This window comes from Bacillus sp. FAU20, from assembly GCF_056033865.1.
In genome coordinates, this window is the sequence record NZ_JBVYHY010000026.1 from 355,309 (window position 1) to 375,429 (window position 20,121).

Below are 20,121 nucleotides of genomic sequence, written 5' to 3' on the forward strand. Positions count from 1 at the left end.
AAGATAAAAGACTAGTGAACCTAAAACAATAAATAAGAGCAAAATGCACAGAATTCTCATTCTGCGGTTAGTTACTTTTCTTGGTTTGATGGTGATGTTACGTGACCGCTAAAAATGAATATTGTTTTTCAACTCTTTCTTCAAGCAAATAAGTAGAACGTATGGAGGACTATGTATGTGTTGTTAATGGGAGGAAAGAGTGTATTGCGTAACGAATATAACGTAAGTTTACCGCATGGAAAAGCTAAATGTAGTATATAAGTGAAATGGAATGAGGGGATTTATTTTTTGGTACGAAAAAAATTTTCTCTGTATAACTTGATAAATGAAAAAATATTTTATATACTAATTCATGTAAACGGTTTACTAAATCGTATTTTGCTAGAAATGAAGGGAAGATTCGCATGGAAACAAGGGGGAGAGTAATCGGGATTGATATCGGTACCACAAGTACAAAAACGGTTGTGTTCACAGAAAAAGGAAAAGTCATTGCATCACATGCAATCGATTACCCAATTATTCAACCGAATGTAGGATGGGCTGAGCAAGATCCTGATGTAATATGTGCCGCTGTATACAAAAGTGTAAGCGTTGCCATTGAAAAAGGTAATGTATTACCAGAAGATATTTCTTCAATCGGTATTAGTACAGCTATGCACGCATTAATTGCAGTAGATGAAAATGGTGCGCCATTAACGCGTTCTATCATTTGGGCAGATAATCGAAGTACGAAGCAATCAGAAAAATTATTACAACAAATGAATGGGCATGAAATTTATAGACGTACAGGTACACCGATTCATCCGATGTCACCACTTTCTAAATTGTTATGGATGAAAGAAGAGGAACCAGAGTTATATACAAGTGCCTATAAATTCATTTCCATTAAAGAGTATGTGATTTACCAATTATTTTCACGCTACGTAGTTGATTATTCGATTGCTTCTGCTACGGGGTTATTTAATTTAGAAACATTAAACTGGGATGAAGATGTTTTAACTATGTTACATATGTCACCAGAACAATTATCAACCCCTGTACCAACTACATATATTTTATCAGGTATGAAGCTAGAATTAGCACAGAAGATGGGGATAAGTGCAGAAACACCAATTGTCATCGGAGCAAGTGATGGGGTTCTTGCAAATGTAGGAGTTGGTGCGATATCACCGGGTGCGGCTGCAATTACGATTGGAACGAGTGGTGCGGTTCGAACAATCTCATCAAATATAAATACAGATGAGAAAGGGAGAACGTTTTGTTACGCATTAACAGATGAGCACTGGGTAATCGGTGGTCCAACGAATAACGGTGGAATATTACTGAGGTGGTTACGTGATGAATTTGGTAGTCCAGAGCAAGAAGTAGCAAGAAAGCTCGGCATTGATCCTTATGATTTATTAATTAAATATGCAGAAAGCGTACCAGCTGGAGCGGATGGACTATTGTTCTTACCTTTCTTATCTGGAGAACGCGCACCTTACTGGAATGCAAATGCTCGTGGTACATTCTTTGGAATCAATCTTCAACATAAGCGAGAACATTTTATACGTGCAGTGATGGAAGGTGTTTGTATGAGTGTATATTCAGTAGCACTCGCAATCAGGGATTGTACAGGGCCACTTACTGAAATACGAGTTTCAGGAGGGTTTGCAAAATCTGCATTTTGGAGACAAATGTTGTCCGATATGATGGGAAAAGAATTGCTTGTACCTGAAAGTCATGAAGCATCTGCGCTTGGGGCAGCAGCAGTTGCTTTGTATGCTGTAGGAAAAATTGATTCTCTTGAAGAGGTAAAGGATTGGATTGATATTGTCCATCATCATGTACCGAATAAAGAAAATACGGCTATATATTTAGAAATGTTTTATATGTATGAACGACTTTACAATCGCTTGAAAGAAGAATTTGATTGTATAGCTGCTTTCCAACGTAAACAATAGGGGGATTGGGAGAAATGGTAGTTGGGATCGTACTAGCGGCAGTTGTCATACTACTTTTACTTATTACGGTAGTAAAATGGCATCCATTTGTCGCATTAATTTTAACAGCAATTGGTGTAGGATTAGCAATGGGAATGCCTTTAATTGGAACTTCACCAAAAGATCCAGGGATTATTGATTCTATTAAACTAGGGCTTGGTAATACGTTAGGATTTTTAGCAATAGTTTTAGCACTAGGAACGATGCTTGGAAAAATGATGGCCGAATCTGGTGGTGCTGAACGTATCGCTAACACATTAATTAATCGTTTTGGAAAGAAACGAGTTCATTGGGCGATGATGTTCGTTGCATTTTTAGTAGGGATTCCGGTATTTTTCCAAGTTGGATTTGTACTATTAATTCCGTTAGTATTTACAATTGCGTTAGAAACTGGGGTATCACTTATTACAATTGGTATTCCGCTAGTAGCAGGACTGTCAGTCGTACACGGACTTGTTCCACCGCATCCAGCGGCAATGGCGGCAGTTGGTATTTTTAAAGCAGATGTAGGGAAGACAATTTTATATGCGTTAATTGTCGGACTTCCAACTGCAATTATTTCAGGTCCACTTTACGGGAAATGGATTGGTGCTCGTATACATAAGGAAGTACCATTAGATATAGCGGAGCAATTTATTGAAAAAGATAATAAAAAAGAGCTTCCTAGCTTTTGGAATACATTGTTTACAATTTTACTTCCAGTATTTCTTATGCTTGGTGCATCAATAGCAGAAGTTGCATTAAATAAAACGAGTCAACTAGCACAAGTATTACACTTTATTGGAGATCCGATTGTGGCTTTATTAATTGCAACCATTTACTCTTTCTTTAGTCTTGGATATGCAAAAGGTTTCTCAAAAGATAAAGTGTTACAATTTACAAATGATTGCCTTGGACCTATTGCAAACATATTGTTAGTGATTGGTGCAGGCGGTGCATTTAATAAAGTATTATTAGATTCTGGAATTGGAACGACAATTGCAGATATGGCGAAAGAATCACATATTTCACCGATATTATTAGGGTGGGGAATTGCGGCACTAATCCGAATCGCAACTGGATCGGCAACTGTTTCTATGATGACAGCAGCTGGTATTGTTGCGCCGATTGCAGCAAGCACACCAGGTGTAAATGTTGAATTATTAGCACTTGCAACTGGTGCAGGGTCATTAATTTTATCACACGTGAATGATTCAGGATTTTGGATGATTAAAGAGTATTTCGGAATGACTGTGAAAGAAACGTTATTAACATGGACTGCAATGGAGACTATATTATCTGTAGTAGCACTTGGGCTAATTTCGATATTAAATATATTTGTATAGAATAGGAGATTGATTAATATGAAACTAGGTTTAATTGGATTAGGAAAAATGGGATTCCCATTAGCTGAACACTTACATGAAGACAAGCATGAAGTAGTAGTATACGATGTAAATAAAGAGCTTGTTGAAAAGGCAGGAAAACTAGGAATTACTGCACGTCATACATTAAAAGAAATGATTGCTGAACTAGAAGCTCCTCGTACAATTTGGGTAATGGTGCCTGCAGGAGAAGTTGTAGAGTCAGTATTAAAAGATGTTTATCCGTTATTAGATGAAGGTGATATCGTTATTGAAGGCGGAAATTCATTCTATAAAGATACGTTACGCCGTGCTGAAGAAGCAAAAAGCTTCGGATTACATTATGTAGATATCGGTACATCAGGCGGTGTAGAAGGAGCTAGATACGGTGCTTGCTTAATGGTTGGTGGAGAAAAAGAAATTTACGACCAATTAGAACCTTTATTTAAAGATTTAGCAGTAGAAAATGGCTATTCTTATGCTGGCCGTGTTGGTAGTGGTCATTTCTTGAAAATGGTTCATAACGGTATTGAGTACGGCATGATGCAAGCAATCGCTGAAGGATTTGAAGTACTAGATAAGAGTGACTTTGATTTTAATTATGAAGATGTTGCAAAAGTATGGGCGAACGGATCAGTTATCCGTGGTTGGTTAATGGACTTAACTGAAAAAGCATTTGCAGAAGATCCGAAACTAGATGGCATTAAAGGTGTAATGAACTCTTCAGGAGAAGGAAAATGGACTGTTGAAACTGCACTTGAACTTCAAGCTGCAGCACCAGTTATCGCTATGTCATTATTTATGCGCTATCGTTCTCAGGAAGATGATACATTCCATGGAAAAGTAGTTTCAGCACTACGTAATCAGTTCGGTGGACATGAAGTTGTGAAAAAATAAGGATGTTTTTGAAAAGAAACTTGTGCATAAGCGCAAGTTTCTTTTTTATAGTTTAAGAAACTACTAATTTAAAAATACCAATCAATCATCGTTTTTTTGTCACAAATGACAGCTTCAACGTTCATTGAATGAACAATATATTCTATATTTTCTTCTTTAGCTAATAATAAGGTTATAAAGGAATTAAATATACTCATAAACGCATACTCATTATCTTCGCCAGTAATAATTAACTCATTATTGCTAATGTCCCAAATATCTAATGGAGTAGTATTATCTACCGCTAATAATCCGTTTGTATCAAGAATTGGTTCAGAGAAATATAAATTTTTTGCACCTTTAGAACCGAGGAGTTTAAGTAATTTATGTAATAAAAATATAGACGTATAATCTTCTGTTGGATAATAAAGATCTTTTTTTAAGTTTGAATATAGCTTTTCAGCTAAATCCTCTCTTTTATATTCTTCTGTAAAAGCACCAATGGAAGTCAACATGGCCATTGCTAATTCTGCGTATGAATGTAATCCACTATAAGACATCATTTCCTTCCAAGAAACGGATTTCCCATTATGAACGATTTCTTCAGCGCTAGGATAGATGTGCTCATATGGTCTTTTTCTCACAGACTTTTCCCATCCTAAAGGCATTTGGACAAAAGGGTGTAGCAATATAGCTGCAGATTTACAGGTGCTTGGTAGTTGTTCTAAAATTGGTGATTTGTCATCTAGCCAAATGTAATCCAACAAAATATAACCTCCTCTTAGACTTTGAAATGTACGGATTCCCGCATTATGTTTTTTGTATTGATTGTATCAAATATAAAGCGCTGCATGAAATATGTCCCAACATAAAAGTAAGAATAAATAAAATGAAGTTTTCATAAATAGTAAAAGGGTGCTTATGTCATCAGTATAGCTAAGAAATGTTGTTACATATGAGAAGAGCGTGTTAATAAAATATGAGGTGGTTAAATGGGAAATGAGCAAGTGAAGTCTGTAAAGGAAGAAAAAAAGTTATGTCTTTGTATGATCGTCAAAAATGAGTCTAGAATTATGGAAAGATGTTTAAATGCAACAAAATCAATTGTAGACTTTGTTTCTATTTGTGATACTGGATCGACGGATAATACGCCTGAAATTATTGAAAATTGGTGTAAGGAAAATGAGATACCTGGGACGGTTCATCATGAGCCGTTTAAAAACTTTGGTTATAACAGAAGCTTAGCTGTTTCGTTAGCGCAAAAAACATACCCAGAAGCAGATTATTTATTAATATTAGATGCAGATATGATTTTAGAGGTTGGTCCGAATTTCGATAAAACGAGCTTAACGGAAGATCATTATCTTACACTGCAATATGATGTTCATATTAAATATTGGCTTACGCGTCTTTTAAAAGCTTCTTTACCATGGAAATCTGTCGGTGTTACTCATGAGTATTGGGATATAGATCGTTCAAAAGTTGGAGCGAATTACAATACGAGGGTAGCTCGGTTAGAGACTCTTGTCGTGAATGATCCCGGAGATGGCGGGAGCAAAGCTGATAAATTTGAAAGAGATGAGAGGTTGTTGTTACAAGGAATAAACGACCCAGAAACAACGCCAGATTTGCATATAAGATATTTATTTTATTTAGCTCAGACTTATTTTCATTTAAGTCAATTTGAGAATTCAATTAAATGGTATAAAAAACGAGTGGAAGCAGGAGGATGGGTTGAAGAGGTATTCTATTCGTTATTGCGAATAGGATTTTGTTATGAGCAGTTAGCAAATCGTTCAGCAAATAAACAAAATGAAGTGACAGATGCTGATGAAAAAGAAACTGTTAAAGGGCAAGAAGAGCAATATTTAGCATTAGCTGTTTTTTATTTTCAAAAAGCTTGGGAATATAGACCAACCCGGGCTGAACCATTATACCAACTTGCAAGGTTGTATCGATTACGATCTCAAAACAATATTGCTTTGATGTATGCTCTGCAAGGGAAGGAAATTCCTTTTCCAAAGGATGATCTACTATTTGTAGATTATCATGTGTATGATTACTTATTTGACTATGAAATTTCTATTAGTGCTTTCTATATACCTCATAAAAAACATTTAGGAGCGGTGTCGCAGAAGTATTTGGAATCGATAAAAGAAAAGATTCCATTTCATATAGCAAATATAGTAGAGAATAATGCGAAATTTTATTAAATACATTTTCGGTTAAAGGAGTAGTGGAGTAATCATGGAATTAATGCGATGGGCGATTGAACTAGGAGAATCGGTGCATGGAAATACGTATGAAGAATTGATGCCACTACTAGACTATTATTATGATCGTGATCATTTAAAAGCGTATTGTATCGCAAATCTTCTTTTAAACATGGATGTATTAGATGAGGATCGGGAAAGAATCGAATTAAGAAGATGCATCGCTGCTTATTATGCTGGATTATATAAAGTAGCAAGAAAACATGCAAATGAGTTGGTACTTAAACATCCAGATGTAGATTTATATAAAAATAATTTAAGATTAATGGAAGTTTATTTGAATAAAGAATATGATTATTGTCTTTTTATATGCCCAAAGACATACGGTAGTTTCATAGATGTTGCGCGAGCTTTAAAGTGGCGGTTGGAGCAGGAGGGAAATACCGTAATTATATCAGAAACAATACTGGAAAATGTAAAGAATACAGTTGTTTTTGGAGCACATACATACGCATATAACCCGAACCTTCTTCCGAAAGATGCAATTATTTATAATTTAGAACAGCTATACGAAGGAAGTCCATATGCGCACCCCCTTTATTTAATATTATTAAAAGATAGAGTGATTTGGGATTATAGTAAACAAAATATAGAATGGCTTAAACAAAAAGGGGTAGGAAAAGAAATAAAACATGTAGAAATGAACTATGCTCCCACTTTGGAAATAAAAAAAGATGCATTTGAAGATGAGATTACTGAAGATATTGATATTCTGTTTATAGGTGCTCTTAATCCGAGGCGGCAAGCTATTTTTGACCACCTAAAAGCGGTTGCGCCGAATTTAAATATAGTTTTTAAAAATAATGCGTGGGGAATTGTTAGAAATGAATTGATTGCTAGAGCTAAAATTATATTAAATATTCATTTTTACTTATCAGGAATTCTTGAAACACCTCGCGTGTCTTATGCAGTCGCAAATAAGAAATTTATTATTTCCGAAAATAGTAATCCAGAAGATGAGGTAGAGTGGCCAGGAATTGTATTTACTCCGTACGAAAAAATAATTGAAAACGTAATGAAATATATAGAATTACCAGAAGAACGGAAAAAATTAGCGGAAAAAGCATATAATCATTTTGAAGCAAATGAAAGTTTAGGTACGTTGAGTCTGAGAGATGAAACAAAGTAATTGTACGAAACTCATACGAAAGTATGAGTTCTTTTTTGTTTATCATACTATTTTATGAAGCAAGTTAACTCTTTATATTGTGTTTTGTATAGAAATTTCTGATAATATATAAGTAGAACTTGAAAACAAAGGGGAGAAATAATCATGAAACTAGTTGTTATTAACGGTACACCAAGAAAATTTGGTAGAACTCGCGTGGTGGCGAAATATATTGCGGATCAATTTGAAGGGGAATTATATGATTTAGCAATTGAGGATTTACCTTTATACAATGGAGAAGAGTCACAACGTGATTTAGAGGCAGTAAAAAAATTAAAAACGTTAGTGAAAGCTGCGGATGGGGTTGTATTATGTACACCAGAATATCATAATGCGATGAGCGGTGCGCTGAAAAACTCTTTAGATTACTTAAGTAGTAGTGAATTTATTCATAAACCAGTTGCGTTGTTAGCGGTTGCTGGTGGCGGTAAAGGTGGAATAAATGCATTAAACAGCATGCGAACGGTCGCTAGAGGTGTTTATGCAAATGCAATTCCAAAACAAGTTGTGCTTGATGGATTACATGTGCAAGATGGTGAACTTGGGGAAGATGCAAAACCATTAATTCATGATGTAGTTAAAGAATTGAAAGCATATATGAGCGTATATAAAGAGGTGAAAAAACAACTAGGAGTGGAGTGATATGTCCTCACTTTATCATGATTCTCGCTTGTATTACATTCTAGGAGCCAATAGTCTATCTGCTATTGGTTCCGGGATTGTTATGATAACGATTCCTTGGCTGTTAATTAAAGAGAGTGGAGGAGAGACAACATTTGGTTATGTTTCTATCATTGCAACCCTCATTATGTTTTTATTAACACCATTCATTGGGCAAAGTATTGATCGTTTTTCAAGAAAATCTTTATTGCTATGTAACGAAGGAATCGGAATAGCCGTAATCGGAATAATGGTTATATGGGGATTTGCTGGGCAACCTTATCATTCTATTCACTATATTCTTATTTATATAGCCGGATCATTCTACTATTTATTATTTTATCCTACAATATTTGCGTTCAACCAAGAGATATTTCAAGCAGAACATTATAAAAGTTTAAGTGGAACGATGGAAATACAAGGACAGTTAACACAAGTTATTTCTGGAGCGGCCGCGAGCTTCTTAATTGAAATTGTATCTTTGAAGTGGATTTTGTTAGTAGACATGTTAACTTTTGCTGGAGCATTTTTTCTTTTCTTATGTATACCGTACGTAAAGAAAAAAGAAGTGAAAAGAAAAATAACATTTAAGAAGCAATTGTTTGAAGGAATTCACTTTATGAAAAAATGTCCTAAGCTCTTTTGGTTCTTACTGGCCACTTATATGCCGTTTATAGGTGTCATGATGGCAAATTATTTAATACCAGTGTATATTTCGGATATACTAAAAGCCAATGCCTCTGTATACGCAATAGAGGGCACGATGTACGGTGTCGGAGCGGTTGTTGCAGGGATCTGTATTCCACTCATAATGAAATATATCAAAACAGAAGTTTCAATCGTTATGACGATGTTCATTTATGTAATTTCAATTACTGCAATGAGTATTGAACCTTCTGTATTGTTTTTATATGGACTAGCGATTTTTCATGCAATTGGAAATGCGGGTACAAGAGTGGCGAGAAATGTATTGATGATGGAGGAAATTCCAAATGAAGTAATGGGACGTGTAGACAGCTTATTTCGCCTAATTGGTACTGGAATACGAATTGTATTATTAATGTTGTTTACAGCGGGTGTATCTAAAGCCGGAGAAATGCTTCCATTTTACGTATTAAGCTGCATATTGATCTTCTCATTAGGAATAGCTATTTATTATGTACTATCACAACGTAAAGTAGCGGCGAATGTTTCTAATAAATCAATCGTTTAAAAAAACACTTCTGCCTCCCTTTCTTTTTTTATATAATAAAAAGAAAGGGAGTGCAAACTTATTTATGAACAAATGGATCTTTCTTATAATTTTATTATTACCGCCACTATATATCATTTATATGACGTTTAGAATGAACAAAGTTGCTCGTGAAAAGTTGAGCTATCACTCTCTGTACGTTCTTATACTGGGTGCAAAGTTATTTGGAGATAGACCGTCTTTATCTCTTCAAAATCGTTTGGATGTAGCGTTGGAGTATTTATTTTCCCATCCTGAATCGAAAGTAATTGTTTCAGGTGGTCAAGGAGAAGATGAAGATATACCGGAAGCTCACAGCATGAGAAACTATTTAATGGTACACGGTATAGATGAGAGTCGTATTTTAATAGAAGATCAATCTACAAATACGTATGAAAACTTAAAGTTTAGTATGGATTTATATAATGTGAAACATGCAGTAGTTGTAAGTAATACGTATCATTTATATCGAACGAAAATAATTGCAAAGCGTTTAGGCATGAAGATGGAGGCACTAGCTGCTGAAACACCAATTCGTTCTAAGAGAAAAATGTATGTTCGCGAATATGCTGCTATTATGAAAACAATATTGTTCGACCGTTAGAGCTCAAATGTGAGCTCTTTTTTAATTTAAAAGCGTATCATTTGAAATGAATGCCATATTCCATCAAAATAAAGGAAACAACAGTAAAGGAGTTGTATTTGTGATTCAATTTAATCATGTGTCAAAATCGTATGAAGATGGCACGAAAGCAGTGGATTCATTGCATTTAGAAATTAAAAAGGGAGAATTTTTTGTTCTTATCGGTCCGAGTGGTTGCGGGAAAACAACGACAATGAAGATGATTAATCGTTTAATCGAAACGACTGAAGGATCGATTTTAATCGATGGAAAAGATATTCAACAATATAATATAAACGAATTACGTTGGGATATAGGATACGTGTTGCAACAGATTGCTTTGTTTCCTCATATGACAATCGCTGAAAATATTGCAGTTGTTCCTGAAATGAGGCAATGGAGCAAAAAGGAAATAAAAGCACGCGTCGATGACTTGTTACATATGGTTGGATTAGATCCGGATATATATCGAGATCGTATGCCTGATGAATTGTCAGGAGGACAAAAACAACGTGTCGGTGTCGTGCGAGCATTAGCCGCAAACCCGAAAATCGTTCTTATGGATGAACCATTTAGTGCGTTAGATCCATTAAGTAGGGAACAGCTTCAGAAGGATATTGTACAGTTGCAAAAAAAGATTCAAAAAACAATCGTGTTCGTAACACATGATATGCAAGAAGCATTATCACTTGGAGATCGTATTTGTATTATGAAAGAAGGAAAAGTTGTTCAACTAGATACACCAGAAGGAATTATACATAATCCGAAAAATGAATTTGTAGAGGAGTTCATTGGAAATCATGGGCGAACTTGGTATGAGGGGAAAAGTGTAGCAGATGTATTGCCACTTGATCAAAGTGTGCAATTAGAAGGGCAGGCGCTATCATTACATTCTTCCTTACAAGAAGCACTAGTTCGTGTGCGTGATGAAGAGGTCGTTCCAGTTGAAGAAAACGGTCAATATATTGGAGCGTTAACAAGTCGTCATATTGTCAATTACATTGTTGAACAAATGAAGGAAAGAGGCTAAACAGTGACTAATTTTATACAAACGTTCCAAGAACGAAAAATAGAATTACTAACTGCATTAAGTGAGCATTTACAAATATCGCTTATTTCATTATTTTTTGCAGTAATTATAGCAGTGCCACTTGGCATCTTATTAACAAGAAAAGAACGAATGGCTGAATTTATAATAGGAACTTCTGCAGTAATGCAGACAGTGCCATCACTTGCATTGCTTGGACTCTTAATTCCGTTAGTAGGAATCGGAAAACTTCCAGCGATTATCGCATTAGTTGTGTATGCACTATTACCTATTTTACGAAATACATATACAGGAATAAGGGAATTAGATGAATCTCTAATAGAAGCCGCGAAAGCTATGGGGATGAATAGTTGGAGAAGATTGTGGAAGGTAGAACTTCCTCTTGCATTGCCAATTATTATGGCCGGTATTCGTACAGCGATGGTATTAATTGTTGGAACGGCTACATTAGCAGCTCTCATTGGTGCTGGTGGGCTCGGTAAGCTTATATTATTAGGTATAGATCGAAATGATCATGCACTTATCATTTTAGGGGCCGTACCAGCCGCGTTACTCGCTTTATTCTTTGATATAGTACTTCGCATACTTGAACGACCGAAACGCTCTTCTAAGCGTGTTATATTGATGATATGTATTGTTTGTATAATGATTGCTTCTCCATTTCTTTGGAGTACAGAAAAGAAAGATATTGTTATTGCGGGCAAACTTGGATCAGAACCTGAAATTTTAATTCAAATGTATAAGCAGCTTATTGAACAAGATACAGATTTACACGTACAATTAAAACCAGGTCTTGGGAAAACAGCATTTGTATTTGAAGCGTTGAAATCAGGGGAAGTAGATATATACCCAGAATTTTCAGGAACAGCTTTATCTACTTTCGTGAAAGAAGAACCAAAGAGTACAAATCGTGATGAAGTATATGAGCAGGCTCGCGTTGGAATGGAAAAGAAATATAATATGATTATGTTGAAGCCAATGGAGTATAACAATACATATGCACTAGCCATGCCGAAAAAAATAGCAGATCAAAAGAATATAAATACAATTTCTGATTTAGGGAATGTTGCGCAGGAAGCCAAAGTAGGATTTACATTGGAATTTGCTGATCGTGAAGATGGTTATAAAGGAATGCAAAAATTATATAACTATAAGTTCTCGAATGTTAAAACGATGGAGCCGAAGCTGCGTTATAGCGCAATTGAATCTGGAGATGTTAACGTAATTGATGCATATTCAACAGATAGTGAATTGGAGCAATACGGACTGAAAGTGCTAAAAGATGATAAAGGGCTATTCCCACCTTATCAAGGAGCACCATTATTAAGAAAAGAAACGTTACAGAAATATCCTGAACTTGAAAAGGTATTAAATAAATTATCTGGAAAGATTACAGATGAAGAAATGCGAAAAATGAATTATGAAGTTAACGTAAATGGTAAAAGTAGTGAAGAAGTCGCAAAACAATTTTTACAAAAAGAGAATTTACTTCGTTAAATTTACAAGGAATATACAAATTTATATGTTTGAAATGACCGTTCATTACAAAATGAGCGGTTTTTTTGTGCATACTTATACATTTTTTCAAAAAAGTATTCCATTTTTGCTCATTTTCTTTTAGAATAAGTAATGTTTTCCTGAAAAAATATAAGAGAAACGTCTATTAGAGAAAAAGGTGACTTTAATAGTTGAACGAACATAACACCTAGAATGACAGATGGGGTGGTACAAATAGAAAAGAAGTTAGGATTTTTTCCATTAATCGCATTAGTAGTTGGAACAATGGTTGGTGGCGGTGTTTTTAGTTTACCGCATGATTTAGCAGTAGGAGCAAACAGTGGTGCAATAATAATTGGCTGGTGTATTACAGCGATGGGAATGATTCCCCTTGCGCTCGTATATCAAACGTTAGCAAGACAAAAACCGGAACTTGAAGGTGGAATTTATAGTTATGCACGTGCTGGTTTTGGTGAATATATTGGATTTAATAGTGCTTGGGGATATTGGCTAGCAGGAATCTTAGGTAATGTCGCAACAATTATGTTACTGTTTAGTACATTAGGTTATTTCTTTCCAATTTTCAAGGGAGGAAATAATGTTGCGTCTATCGTTGGGGCATCACTTTTATTATGGACACTTCATTTTCTAATTTTATTTGGGATCCGTGAAGCTTCTATTATGAATGTTATCGCAACAATAGGGAAGTTAGTTCCAATCGTTTTATTTATTGTTGTAATGGTAACAGCCTTTCGCTGGGACACATTTACACATGATTTTTGGGGAGAAGGAACGATCTCACTTTCCGCTATACTTGGTCAAGTGAAAAATACAATGCTTGTAACACTTTGGGTTTTCATTGGAGTTGAAGGAGCGGTTGTATTATCTGGAAGAGCGAAGAATAGTCGAGATGTTGGTAAGGCAACAGTATTGGGACTTATTTTAGTAATGTCCATTTATATTTTAATTTCTGTCCTGTCAATGGGAGCTATGACAAGAGGCGAACTTTCTGTGTTAGAAACTCCGTCAATGGGACATGTATTAGAGCACGTTGTTGGTCCATGGGGTGCAGTTGCGATTAACATCGGATTAGTTGCTTCACTTGTCGGTACATTAATTGGCTGGTTTTTACTTGTTTCTGAAATTTCTCATGTAGCAGGAAAAGATGGCGTATTTCCGAAAGTCTTTACGAAAACAAATAAAAAGCAAACACCACACATGGCATTATGGATTTCAAATGGTGTTGCCCAAATTATATTTATCATCGTTTTGTTTTCGGAATCAACATATCAAATTATGTATTTCATTGCATCAACATCAATTTTATTACCATATTTATTATCAGCGTTATTCCAATTTAAATTAGTCATTACAAACGAGCTAAGGGACGCTAAATTCAAAAACGGAGCGTTAGCTTTAATTGCTTCTATTTACTCTGTATGGCTTCTTTATGCAGCTGGTTTAAAGAATTTACTACTCGTTTCAATTGTGTATGGAATTGGAATTATTGTTTACACGTTTGCAAGAAAAGAACAAGGGAACCGTTGCTTTGCAGGTGCAGAGAAATATGTGATGTGGGCAATTATTATTGCGGCTATCACATCACTGTATATGTTATTAACTGGAAATATAAAAATGTAAAAAGTCCTTTTCATTTAAAGGGCTTTTTTCTTCGTTTAGAGAATATTTACTACATAAGATATTCAGGAGGGATGAGAATGGAAGAAAAAGAACAGTTGTCTAGAATAATTGATTTAGCTAGTGAGTTAAGGAAAGTATTAGTGCAAGAATCTTTTTTTAATCATCATCCTGAACTGAGAGGAGTCATTGAAAATTTAGCAAGTTCTGTTGAAAATTTGGCGGAATTACAAACAAGTAAAGATGAAAACGCTGAAGATCGATTACGTTACGTACTTGCGAAAATGAAAATTGCTCATAATGCAATTTTACAAGAGAAAAAAGCATTTCCTTCTCATTAATATAAGTTTTCATTTTGAACCTGGCGGATAATGTCAGGTTTTTTATTTCTAGTTTTTCGTTTCTTTCATACACTAAGAATAGTATGAAAAAAGAAGGTGACTATGGTGAAATTACATAAAGCTCTTCAACCAAGTTTTATAAAACGAATGTACTATATGAGATTTTTAGGGAAATTTACAAAAGCTGAGAAAGAGAAGAGTGGAGAAAATTTCTTTGTACAATGCTTATCGCCAATACCATTCACTTTACAGGAACAATTTGCAAATGAACTATATGTATTTGAAGGGTTATGTAGCAATAAAAAGAATGAAAAAATCTTTTCGGAATTAAAGAAGAGGAAATTAGAAAAGCAATTAGTAATGTTTCGTCTTTATTATGAAAGAGGAAATGTATACGTGGAGTTAATATGTACAGAAGAACCGAAAGAAATAGCAAGTAGCTATAAAATGATTCCGGCACCTAAAGTTACAAATAATAAAAAAAGAGAATCTTTAGAACGAAAACTTAGCAACGGTTATTTATCATTTCTTATGCCAAAATTTCCGAAAGACTTTGAGTCTCCCGAATTATTGTGGCACGATGGAAGACTGTATGGAAACATATCTTTAAAGTCATCAATTAGCTCAATTGCCTATTTTGAACAGAAACGTGAATGTAAATATATAAACTGCAGTGACTGGACGAAGTATGTAGAAATAGCGGTAGAAGATCAATTATATTTTGTAAGTGATCATGTGTATGAGCACTTACAAAAACGAATGCATGAAGAAGGTAAGCTAGTTGAAGTAGAGGATATAAAAGTGCAAAAAGATGAATGGGAATGGGATGAGCGTGAATCGTCTTTTTTACAGTATGTACAAAGTATGGTGCATAATAAAGGGTTATATTTGGATGAAACGGATATTTATAATTTCCATATAAGTGTAAAAACAAATATGTTAACGATTCTTGGTGGTATACCGGGTGTTGGGAAATCGCGTTTTGTGCAAACTTATGCAGAAGCATTAGGATTACAGTATGGGGAAGAGTTGGTTTGGATTCCAATTTCGCCATCGTATCAAGAACCACTTGATTTACTTGGTTACCTTCATCCAAATGGTACTTTTATTGAAAGTGAAACGAAGTTAGTTAGGACGTTAATGAAGGCGAAAGAAAATCCAAATCAACTGTATATAATCGTTTTTGATGAAATGAACATGTCTCATATTGAGCATTGGTTTACTCCGTTTCTATCTGTTCTTGAACTTGAAACAAAAAATCGTATTTTAAACTTGTATGAGGGTGTACAGGACATAGAGAGTTCAATTCCATCAACAATTGAAATTGGAGAAAATATTATATTTGTAGGTACTGTGAATTTTGATGAAACAACGAAAGAGCTCTCTGATCGATTATTAGACCGAACGAACCTAATAACGTTACAGAAAATTCCGTTTTGTGAGATGGGCCTGGAACAGGGGAAAGTCGTATTACATCCACCTTTGAAAGTAACAGCGGGAGAATTTCGGATAAATTGGATGAGAAATAAAGCGATGATTGAAGTATTTTCTGAAGAAGAATTAGAGCTATTAGATAAGTTGCATGTCGTATTGTCATCACATGACGCGTCTAAGGGAATTTCTTTCCGATGTGCAAATGCAATTGCGACTTATTTGCAAAACATACCGTTCCAAAATAACCATACCTATATGATCAGTAGAGAAGAGGGGTTTGATTTACAAATAAAGCAGCGTGTATTGACGAAAATCAGAGGGACCGAAATGATGGTTGGGCCTTTACTTTCTGAAGAAGCAAAAAGGGGGGCGACCTTAGTACCTCTTTTGCAATCTGCACTTGCTAACAGAGTATCTACATTTGAACACTCTTTAGCATATATACGAGAAAAACGTAGAGAACTGGAGTTGTATGGATATGCAAAATGAAGGGCGTTACGAAACAAAAATCGTTGATACGAATGAAACGCTCCCTTTTGTATTAAAGCTAATCATTGGAAATGAGGGGAAAGGAGATTATATTTTATTAAATCGTCTTTGTACATCTACTACAGCATTAGTTCAATGTATTTATAAAGTACAAGAATTAAAACCAATAAGATTGCAGTACAATTATGAAATCCCAATGAATATTACTTTTATATGGAATAAAGTATATGAGGGACAGAAAAATATAAAAGAGGCTCAATATGAAATAAATGAAAAAAAACAAAGAGTATTAATATATGAACATGGGAAAACAGAATTCTTTTATCCATGGCGCTGTGGTCTATACCATTTTGAAGTGCGTATAGAAGATACAACGTATTATGGCGCATTTCAAATCGTACCGAAAAATTTTTTTGATGATCAATTTGAAATGATTCAAGACTATGTGAAGTCAATTTTAAATGAGTTGATTTTGGATAGAGGTTACTATAAAAAGACTTTCTCTGCACTTAGCGATATTGAGGATTCTTCTTATTTAGTGTTACTTAGAAAGTTACCCCAAAAAATGAAAATGATAAAGCCAATTTTTAAGAAAATAGAATCAAGCTCAAAATTTATAAATGAATATAAATGGGAAGGAAAAGAGCGAAAGCCAACAAGAAAAGGAACTATAGTGGCAGAACGAAAACCTTATGCCAAACATTATAATCGTAAGTTTATGGAACAAAAAAATAGTAAGGAAAATGCATTTCTTAAATATAAAGCGATGCAATTTTATCATTATTTAATTGAAGCTAAAAGCTTTTTACGTCAAACAATTGAAATCTTAGAAAGAGAAAAAAAGAAAAAATCAGAAGAGTTTCAAGCTGTAAAAACGATTATACAAACAATTGAGCGTAATGGATCAGTAACCGATAGAGAGAAGCAAAAATATAAAAATATACATTTACTAAAAGAAGCCGATTTACGAAAGAGCTCAATGAAAATACAAGAATATAAAATATTGGCGCATATTGTACATGAAAATGTACAATACTTTCAAATGTTAATGCACTCTTCGTTTTGGAGGGAAGTTACTGAAACAAGTAATATGAACTTACATGATTTACCGATACCACATCAACAATTACTACATCATTTAGAAGTACTCCCGCAATATACGGATCAATCTCCATCGTTATTATTTGTTTATAAGCCAACGTTTTTAGTGTATGAATATTACGCTTTTTTTATCGTTATTTCAATTTTAGAGCAAATTGGTTTTGAGGCTAGAAACTCCATTCGTGAACAAATACAAGAACATTTTTATGTAGATGGATTACAAGATGGAACGACAGTAGTTTTAGAACGAGATGATATAAAGGTGCATGTCGCATTTAATGACTTAATTGAAACACATCCTCTTATTGCATTAAGTAAAGGTAGTAATTTTTACAATGGTGAGGATACGAAGAAGCCAGATATTCGCTTAGACTGTTATGTAAAAGAAGGTGGGAAATACGTATATAAATCTTCTATTATTATTGAAGTGAAGTATAGTCCAATGTACAATATTTTTCAGCACGTCGGAAATACGAAAGCAACTGAGCAAATGTATAAGTACTGGTCTATAAAGTATGTAGAAGAACAGGATGGAAAGCGAGTCTATTATCGAAGGTCAATTTATGAAGTCATTTGTGTATATCCAGGAAGCCATATGCATAGCAAAAAAATTGAGTCTGGATGCGGTGTTTTCTTGCAGTTATATCCATATAAGACGAAACAAGGGGAAGAGAAATTAGCTGGAAAACATGGGATGGTACAAATTTTTGAAAAATGGTTAAAAAGCATTAAGAAGTAAAAGAAATCCTTTTTCATAAAGGATTTCTTTAGATTAAGAAGAATTATATGCTGTATGGAAAGAAACATAATGTAATTTAGATTTGAAAAGTGATACAAATGTGTTATTAAAAGGAATGTGAGCGCGGGATAAAAGTCGATTAAATTGGAATCTAATTCATTTTGCAGAATATAATAAGTCATAAATATTTTTAGTTGCATACGAAGATTTGTTCTTATATGATAGATGGTGAAAGCGTTATCAAAAAACAGAGCGGCGATGGGAAAGGCGGTTAAATATGTTCCAGCGTGTTCAAACAAAGGAAGAACATTTTGGGTTCGAACAACTATGGGGAGATTTTTGTGAAGAAAGAAACTTAATGTTCGTAGAACGTAATTTAAATCCATCACGATTTTTATTAATAGAAGATGAACATCCTATTGGTACAGTAGAATGTATTAAGTATACGGTACCTGAGCAATCGAATTCTGAGTTTTTCTATCCGTTTTCTAAAAATGATTTAGTAAAAGATTTGAAGAATGTGTATGAAATAGGCAAGTTAAGTATTTCGAAAACGTCTCGTGGGAGAGGACATTTCAAAAGGCTAACAGCTATTTTATTTATACATGCGTTAGAAACAAAAGCTGAATGGTACATTGCAGCAGTAACAAAAAGAATGTATATGTATTTACTTACACTTGGTTTTCCAATTGAACCGATAGATAATCCATTTCAGTTTCATGATACTTTACAAGGTGTACCAGTAAGAATTCATGCTCGAAAAGGGGTTACGCATTTGTATTCTTTAAAAGAATTTCGTGATGTGATTCAAGGGAATGCTCATGCACAGGCATTAATTGCAGAATACAGTAAAAATATTATGTTAACGAAATAAAGCGAAGTGAATATGTATAATAAAGAGAATAATATTTGTATAGGATATAACTCTTCATTAAAAAAGACCCTTATTATTTTAATAAGGGTCTAAAAATTATAATCCAAATATACTAAAAATCATTTTGCGGCGCTTCGGTTTCTTTTCTCGTTCATATGTTGGTTTTGAATCAGGAGTAATATAAATGGGTTCTTCTTTCGTTAGGGCAGCTTCTAACTTTTGAATTCGCTCTAACATTTCCTCCATTTCACGACGGTGTTGTAAAAGTTGGTACGTGACGACATCATTTGCCTTATCTTGCATTTGTTCTTCCATTCGATCAAGTCTTCTCGTAATAGTGTTTAATTGATTAGTTAATTGCTCAAAATCATTCGATGATATGTTTTGAACAATTGTATTAACTTGAGTTTTTAATTCCTCAACCTCATCTGAGGAAGCTTTTTGAGTAGATTGAGAATTTTGAGATTGCTCTATTTGAAATCGATGGTGTTCTAACATTTGATCGACATCCTCTTGTGTGAAAATAAAGTGGCCATATTTGTTTTTCTCTATCGTAAGATTTAATTGTTGCGCGATCCGAACAACAGCCTTTGGGCTAACACCTAATTTCTTTGCGATAAATGGTGTTTTATATTCCAAAATAATCCCTCCTATATATATCCTGTTGAATGATTTCGAGCTATAAAGTAAGTTCCCTTCTAGTGCGACAAAAGAAGTGTGGAATCGGCAAAGAAAGTGTTTTTTCACGAAATTAAGTTAAGAAGAATAGTTCGTTTAAATAAAAATGTCTTATCGTAGCATTTAG

16 protein-coding genes and 1 pseudogene are annotated in these 20,121 nt (G+C 34.4%); 15 read left to right on the forward strand and 2 right to left on the reverse strand.

Annotation, left to right across the window (positions count from 1 at the left end; all coding sequences use genetic code 11):
• Positions 1–404: 404 nt before the first annotated feature.
• From gntK to gnd, 3 genes are read left to right on the forward strand one after another with little or no spacing between them, the layout of a single operon-like run.
• Positions 405–1,943 (forward strand): gluconokinase, encoded by a 1,539-nt coding sequence (gene gntK / locus AC0OM3_RS23745; protein WP_000449996.1) that lies wholly within the window; start codon positions 405–407, stop codon positions 1,941–1,943.
• Between the two features lie 14 nt (positions 1,944–1,957).
• Positions 1,958–3,307, forward strand: coding sequence for a GntP family permease (locus tag AC0OM3_RS23750; RefSeq protein WP_000260203.1), 1,350 nt, complete (start codon positions 1,958–1,960; stop codon positions 3,305–3,307).
• A gap of 18 nt (positions 3,308–3,325) precedes the next feature.
• The gene (gene gnd / locus AC0OM3_RS23755; RefSeq protein WP_000765982.1) at positions 3,326–4,222 is read left to right on the forward strand and encodes a phosphogluconate dehydrogenase (NAD(+)-dependent, decarboxylating); all 897 of its coding nucleotides are present in this window, start codon (positions 3,326–3,328) and stop codon (positions 4,220–4,222) included.
• A gap of 68 nt (positions 4,223–4,290) precedes the next feature.
• On the opposite strand, the pseudogene AC0OM3_RS23760 reads toward gnd, so the two are convergent.
• Positions 4,291–5,054: pseudogene (locus AC0OM3_RS23760) on the reverse strand (DUF2711 family protein).
• Between the two features lie 139 nt (positions 5,055–5,193).
• Between AC0OM3_RS23760 and AC0OM3_RS23765 the strand changes: the two are divergent.
• The 12 genes from AC0OM3_RS23765 (at position 5,194) to AC0OM3_RS23820 (ending at position 19,316) form a co-directional block, all read left to right on the forward strand.
• Positions 5,194–6,414, forward strand: coding sequence for a glycosyltransferase family 2 protein (locus AC0OM3_RS23765; protein WP_000526227.1), 1,221 nt, complete (start codon positions 5,194–5,196; stop codon positions 6,412–6,414).
• Positions 6,415–6,448: 34 nt separating this feature from the next.
• Positions 6,449–7,603: a CgeB family protein gene (locus AC0OM3_RS23770; protein ID WP_000422329.1), complete on the forward strand. Its 1,155-nt coding sequence runs from the start codon at positions 6,449–6,451 to the stop codon at positions 7,601–7,603.
• Between the two features lie 144 nt (positions 7,604–7,747).
• Positions 7,748–8,284: an NADPH-dependent FMN reductase gene (locus AC0OM3_RS23775; protein ID WP_000780352.1), complete on the forward strand. Its 537-nt coding sequence runs from the start codon at positions 7,748–7,750 to the stop codon at positions 8,282–8,284.
• Between the two features lies 1 nt (position 8,285).
• Positions 8,286–9,515, forward strand: a complete 1,230-nt coding sequence (locus AC0OM3_RS23780; protein ID WP_474213128.1) for an MFS transporter — start codon at positions 8,286–8,288, stop codon at positions 9,513–9,515.
• Between the two features lie 64 nt (positions 9,516–9,579).
• On the forward strand, positions 9,580–10,137 hold the full coding sequence (locus tag AC0OM3_RS23785; RefSeq protein WP_474213129.1) for a YdcF family protein: 558 nt from the start codon (positions 9,580–9,582) through the stop codon (positions 10,135–10,137).
• Between the two features lie 100 nt (positions 10,138–10,237).
• Positions 10,238–11,185, forward strand: a complete 948-nt coding sequence (locus AC0OM3_RS23790) for an ABC transporter ATP-binding protein (protein ID WP_000614074.1) — start codon at positions 10,238–10,240, stop codon at positions 11,183–11,185.
• A gap of 3 nt (positions 11,186–11,188) precedes the next feature.
• Entirely contained in the window at positions 11,189–12,700 is a 1,512-nt protein-coding gene (locus tag AC0OM3_RS23795) for an ABC transporter permease/substrate-binding protein (RefSeq protein WP_000181011.1), read from the forward strand.
• Between the two features lie 213 nt (positions 12,701–12,913).
• Positions 12,914–14,341, forward strand: coding sequence for a basic amino acid/polyamine antiporter (locus AC0OM3_RS23800; protein WP_000129445.1), 1,428 nt, complete (start codon positions 12,914–12,916; stop codon positions 14,339–14,341).
• 77 nt (positions 14,342–14,418) lie between these two features.
• Complete coding sequence (locus AC0OM3_RS23805; RefSeq protein ID WP_000391449.1) at positions 14,419–14,679, forward strand: hypothetical protein; 261 nt, start codon at positions 14,419–14,421, stop codon at positions 14,677–14,679.
• Positions 14,680–14,784: 105 nt separating this feature from the next.
• Positions 14,785–16,602 (forward strand): AAA family ATPase, encoded by a 1,818-nt coding sequence (locus AC0OM3_RS23810; protein ID WP_474213130.1) that lies wholly within the window; start codon positions 14,785–14,787, stop codon positions 16,600–16,602.
• Entirely contained in the window at positions 16,592–18,442 is a 1,851-nt protein-coding gene (locus AC0OM3_RS23815; RefSeq protein ID WP_001178723.1) for a hypothetical protein, read from the forward strand. The genes AC0OM3_RS23810 and AC0OM3_RS23815 overlap by 11 nt, the downstream gene beginning before the upstream one ends.
• Before the next feature lie 277 nt (positions 18,443–18,719).
• Positions 18,720–19,316: a hypothetical protein gene (locus tag AC0OM3_RS23820; protein ID WP_000487795.1), complete on the forward strand. Its 597-nt coding sequence runs from the start codon at positions 18,720–18,722 to the stop codon at positions 19,314–19,316.
• 96 nt (positions 19,317–19,412) lie between these two features.
• Here AC0OM3_RS23820 and racA read toward each other — a convergent pair whose 3' ends face one another.
• A complete protein-coding gene (racA, locus tag AC0OM3_RS23825) occupies positions 19,413–19,955 on the reverse strand; it encodes a chromosome-anchoring protein RacA (RefSeq protein WP_000456019.1) in 543 nt (180 codons plus the stop codon).
• Between the last annotated feature and the right edge of the window lie 166 nt (positions 19,956–20,121).

What these genes read in the sequence shown, in the direction of transcription:
- AC0OM3_RS23750 (WP_000260203.1), top strand. Translation starts at nt 1,958, where the DNA reads ATGGTAGTTGGGATCGTACTAGCGGCAGTTGTCATACTACTTTTACTT.
- gnd (WP_000765982.1), top strand. Translation starts at nt 3,326, where the DNA reads ATGAAACTAGGTTTAATTGGATTAGGAAAAATGGGATTCCCATTAGCT.
- AC0OM3_RS23770 (WP_000422329.1), top strand. Translation starts at nt 6,449, where the DNA reads ATGGAATTAATGCGATGGGCGATTGAACTAGGAGAATCGGTGCATGGA.
- AC0OM3_RS23805 (WP_000391449.1), top strand. Translation starts at nt 14,419, where the DNA reads ATGGAAGAAAAAGAACAGTTGTCTAGAATAATTGATTTAGCTAGTGAG.
- AC0OM3_RS23785 (WP_474213129.1), top strand. Translation starts at nt 9,580, where the DNA reads ATGAACAAATGGATCTTTCTTATAATTTTATTATTACCGCCACTATAT.
- AC0OM3_RS23780 (WP_474213128.1), top strand. Translation starts at nt 8,286, where the DNA reads ATGTCCTCACTTTATCATGATTCTCGCTTGTATTACATTCTAGGAGCC.
- gntK (WP_000449996.1), top strand. Translation starts at nt 405, where the DNA reads ATGGAAACAAGGGGGAGAGTAATCGGGATTGATATCGGTACCACAAGT.
- AC0OM3_RS23775 (WP_000780352.1), top strand. Translation starts at nt 7,748, where the DNA reads ATGAAACTAGTTGTTATTAACGGTACACCAAGAAAATTTGGTAGAACT.
- AC0OM3_RS23765 (WP_000526227.1), top strand. Translation starts at nt 5,194, where the DNA reads ATGGGAAATGAGCAAGTGAAGTCTGTAAAGGAAGAAAAAAAGTTATGT.
- AC0OM3_RS23815 (WP_001178723.1), top strand. Translation starts at nt 16,592, where the DNA reads ATGCAAAATGAAGGGCGTTACGAAACAAAAATCGTTGATACGAATGAA.
- AC0OM3_RS23800 (WP_000129445.1), top strand. Translation starts at nt 12,914, where the DNA reads ATGACAGATGGGGTGGTACAAATAGAAAAGAAGTTAGGATTTTTTCCA.
- AC0OM3_RS23820 (WP_000487795.1), top strand. Translation starts at nt 18,720, where the DNA reads ATGTTCCAGCGTGTTCAAACAAAGGAAGAACATTTTGGGTTCGAACAA.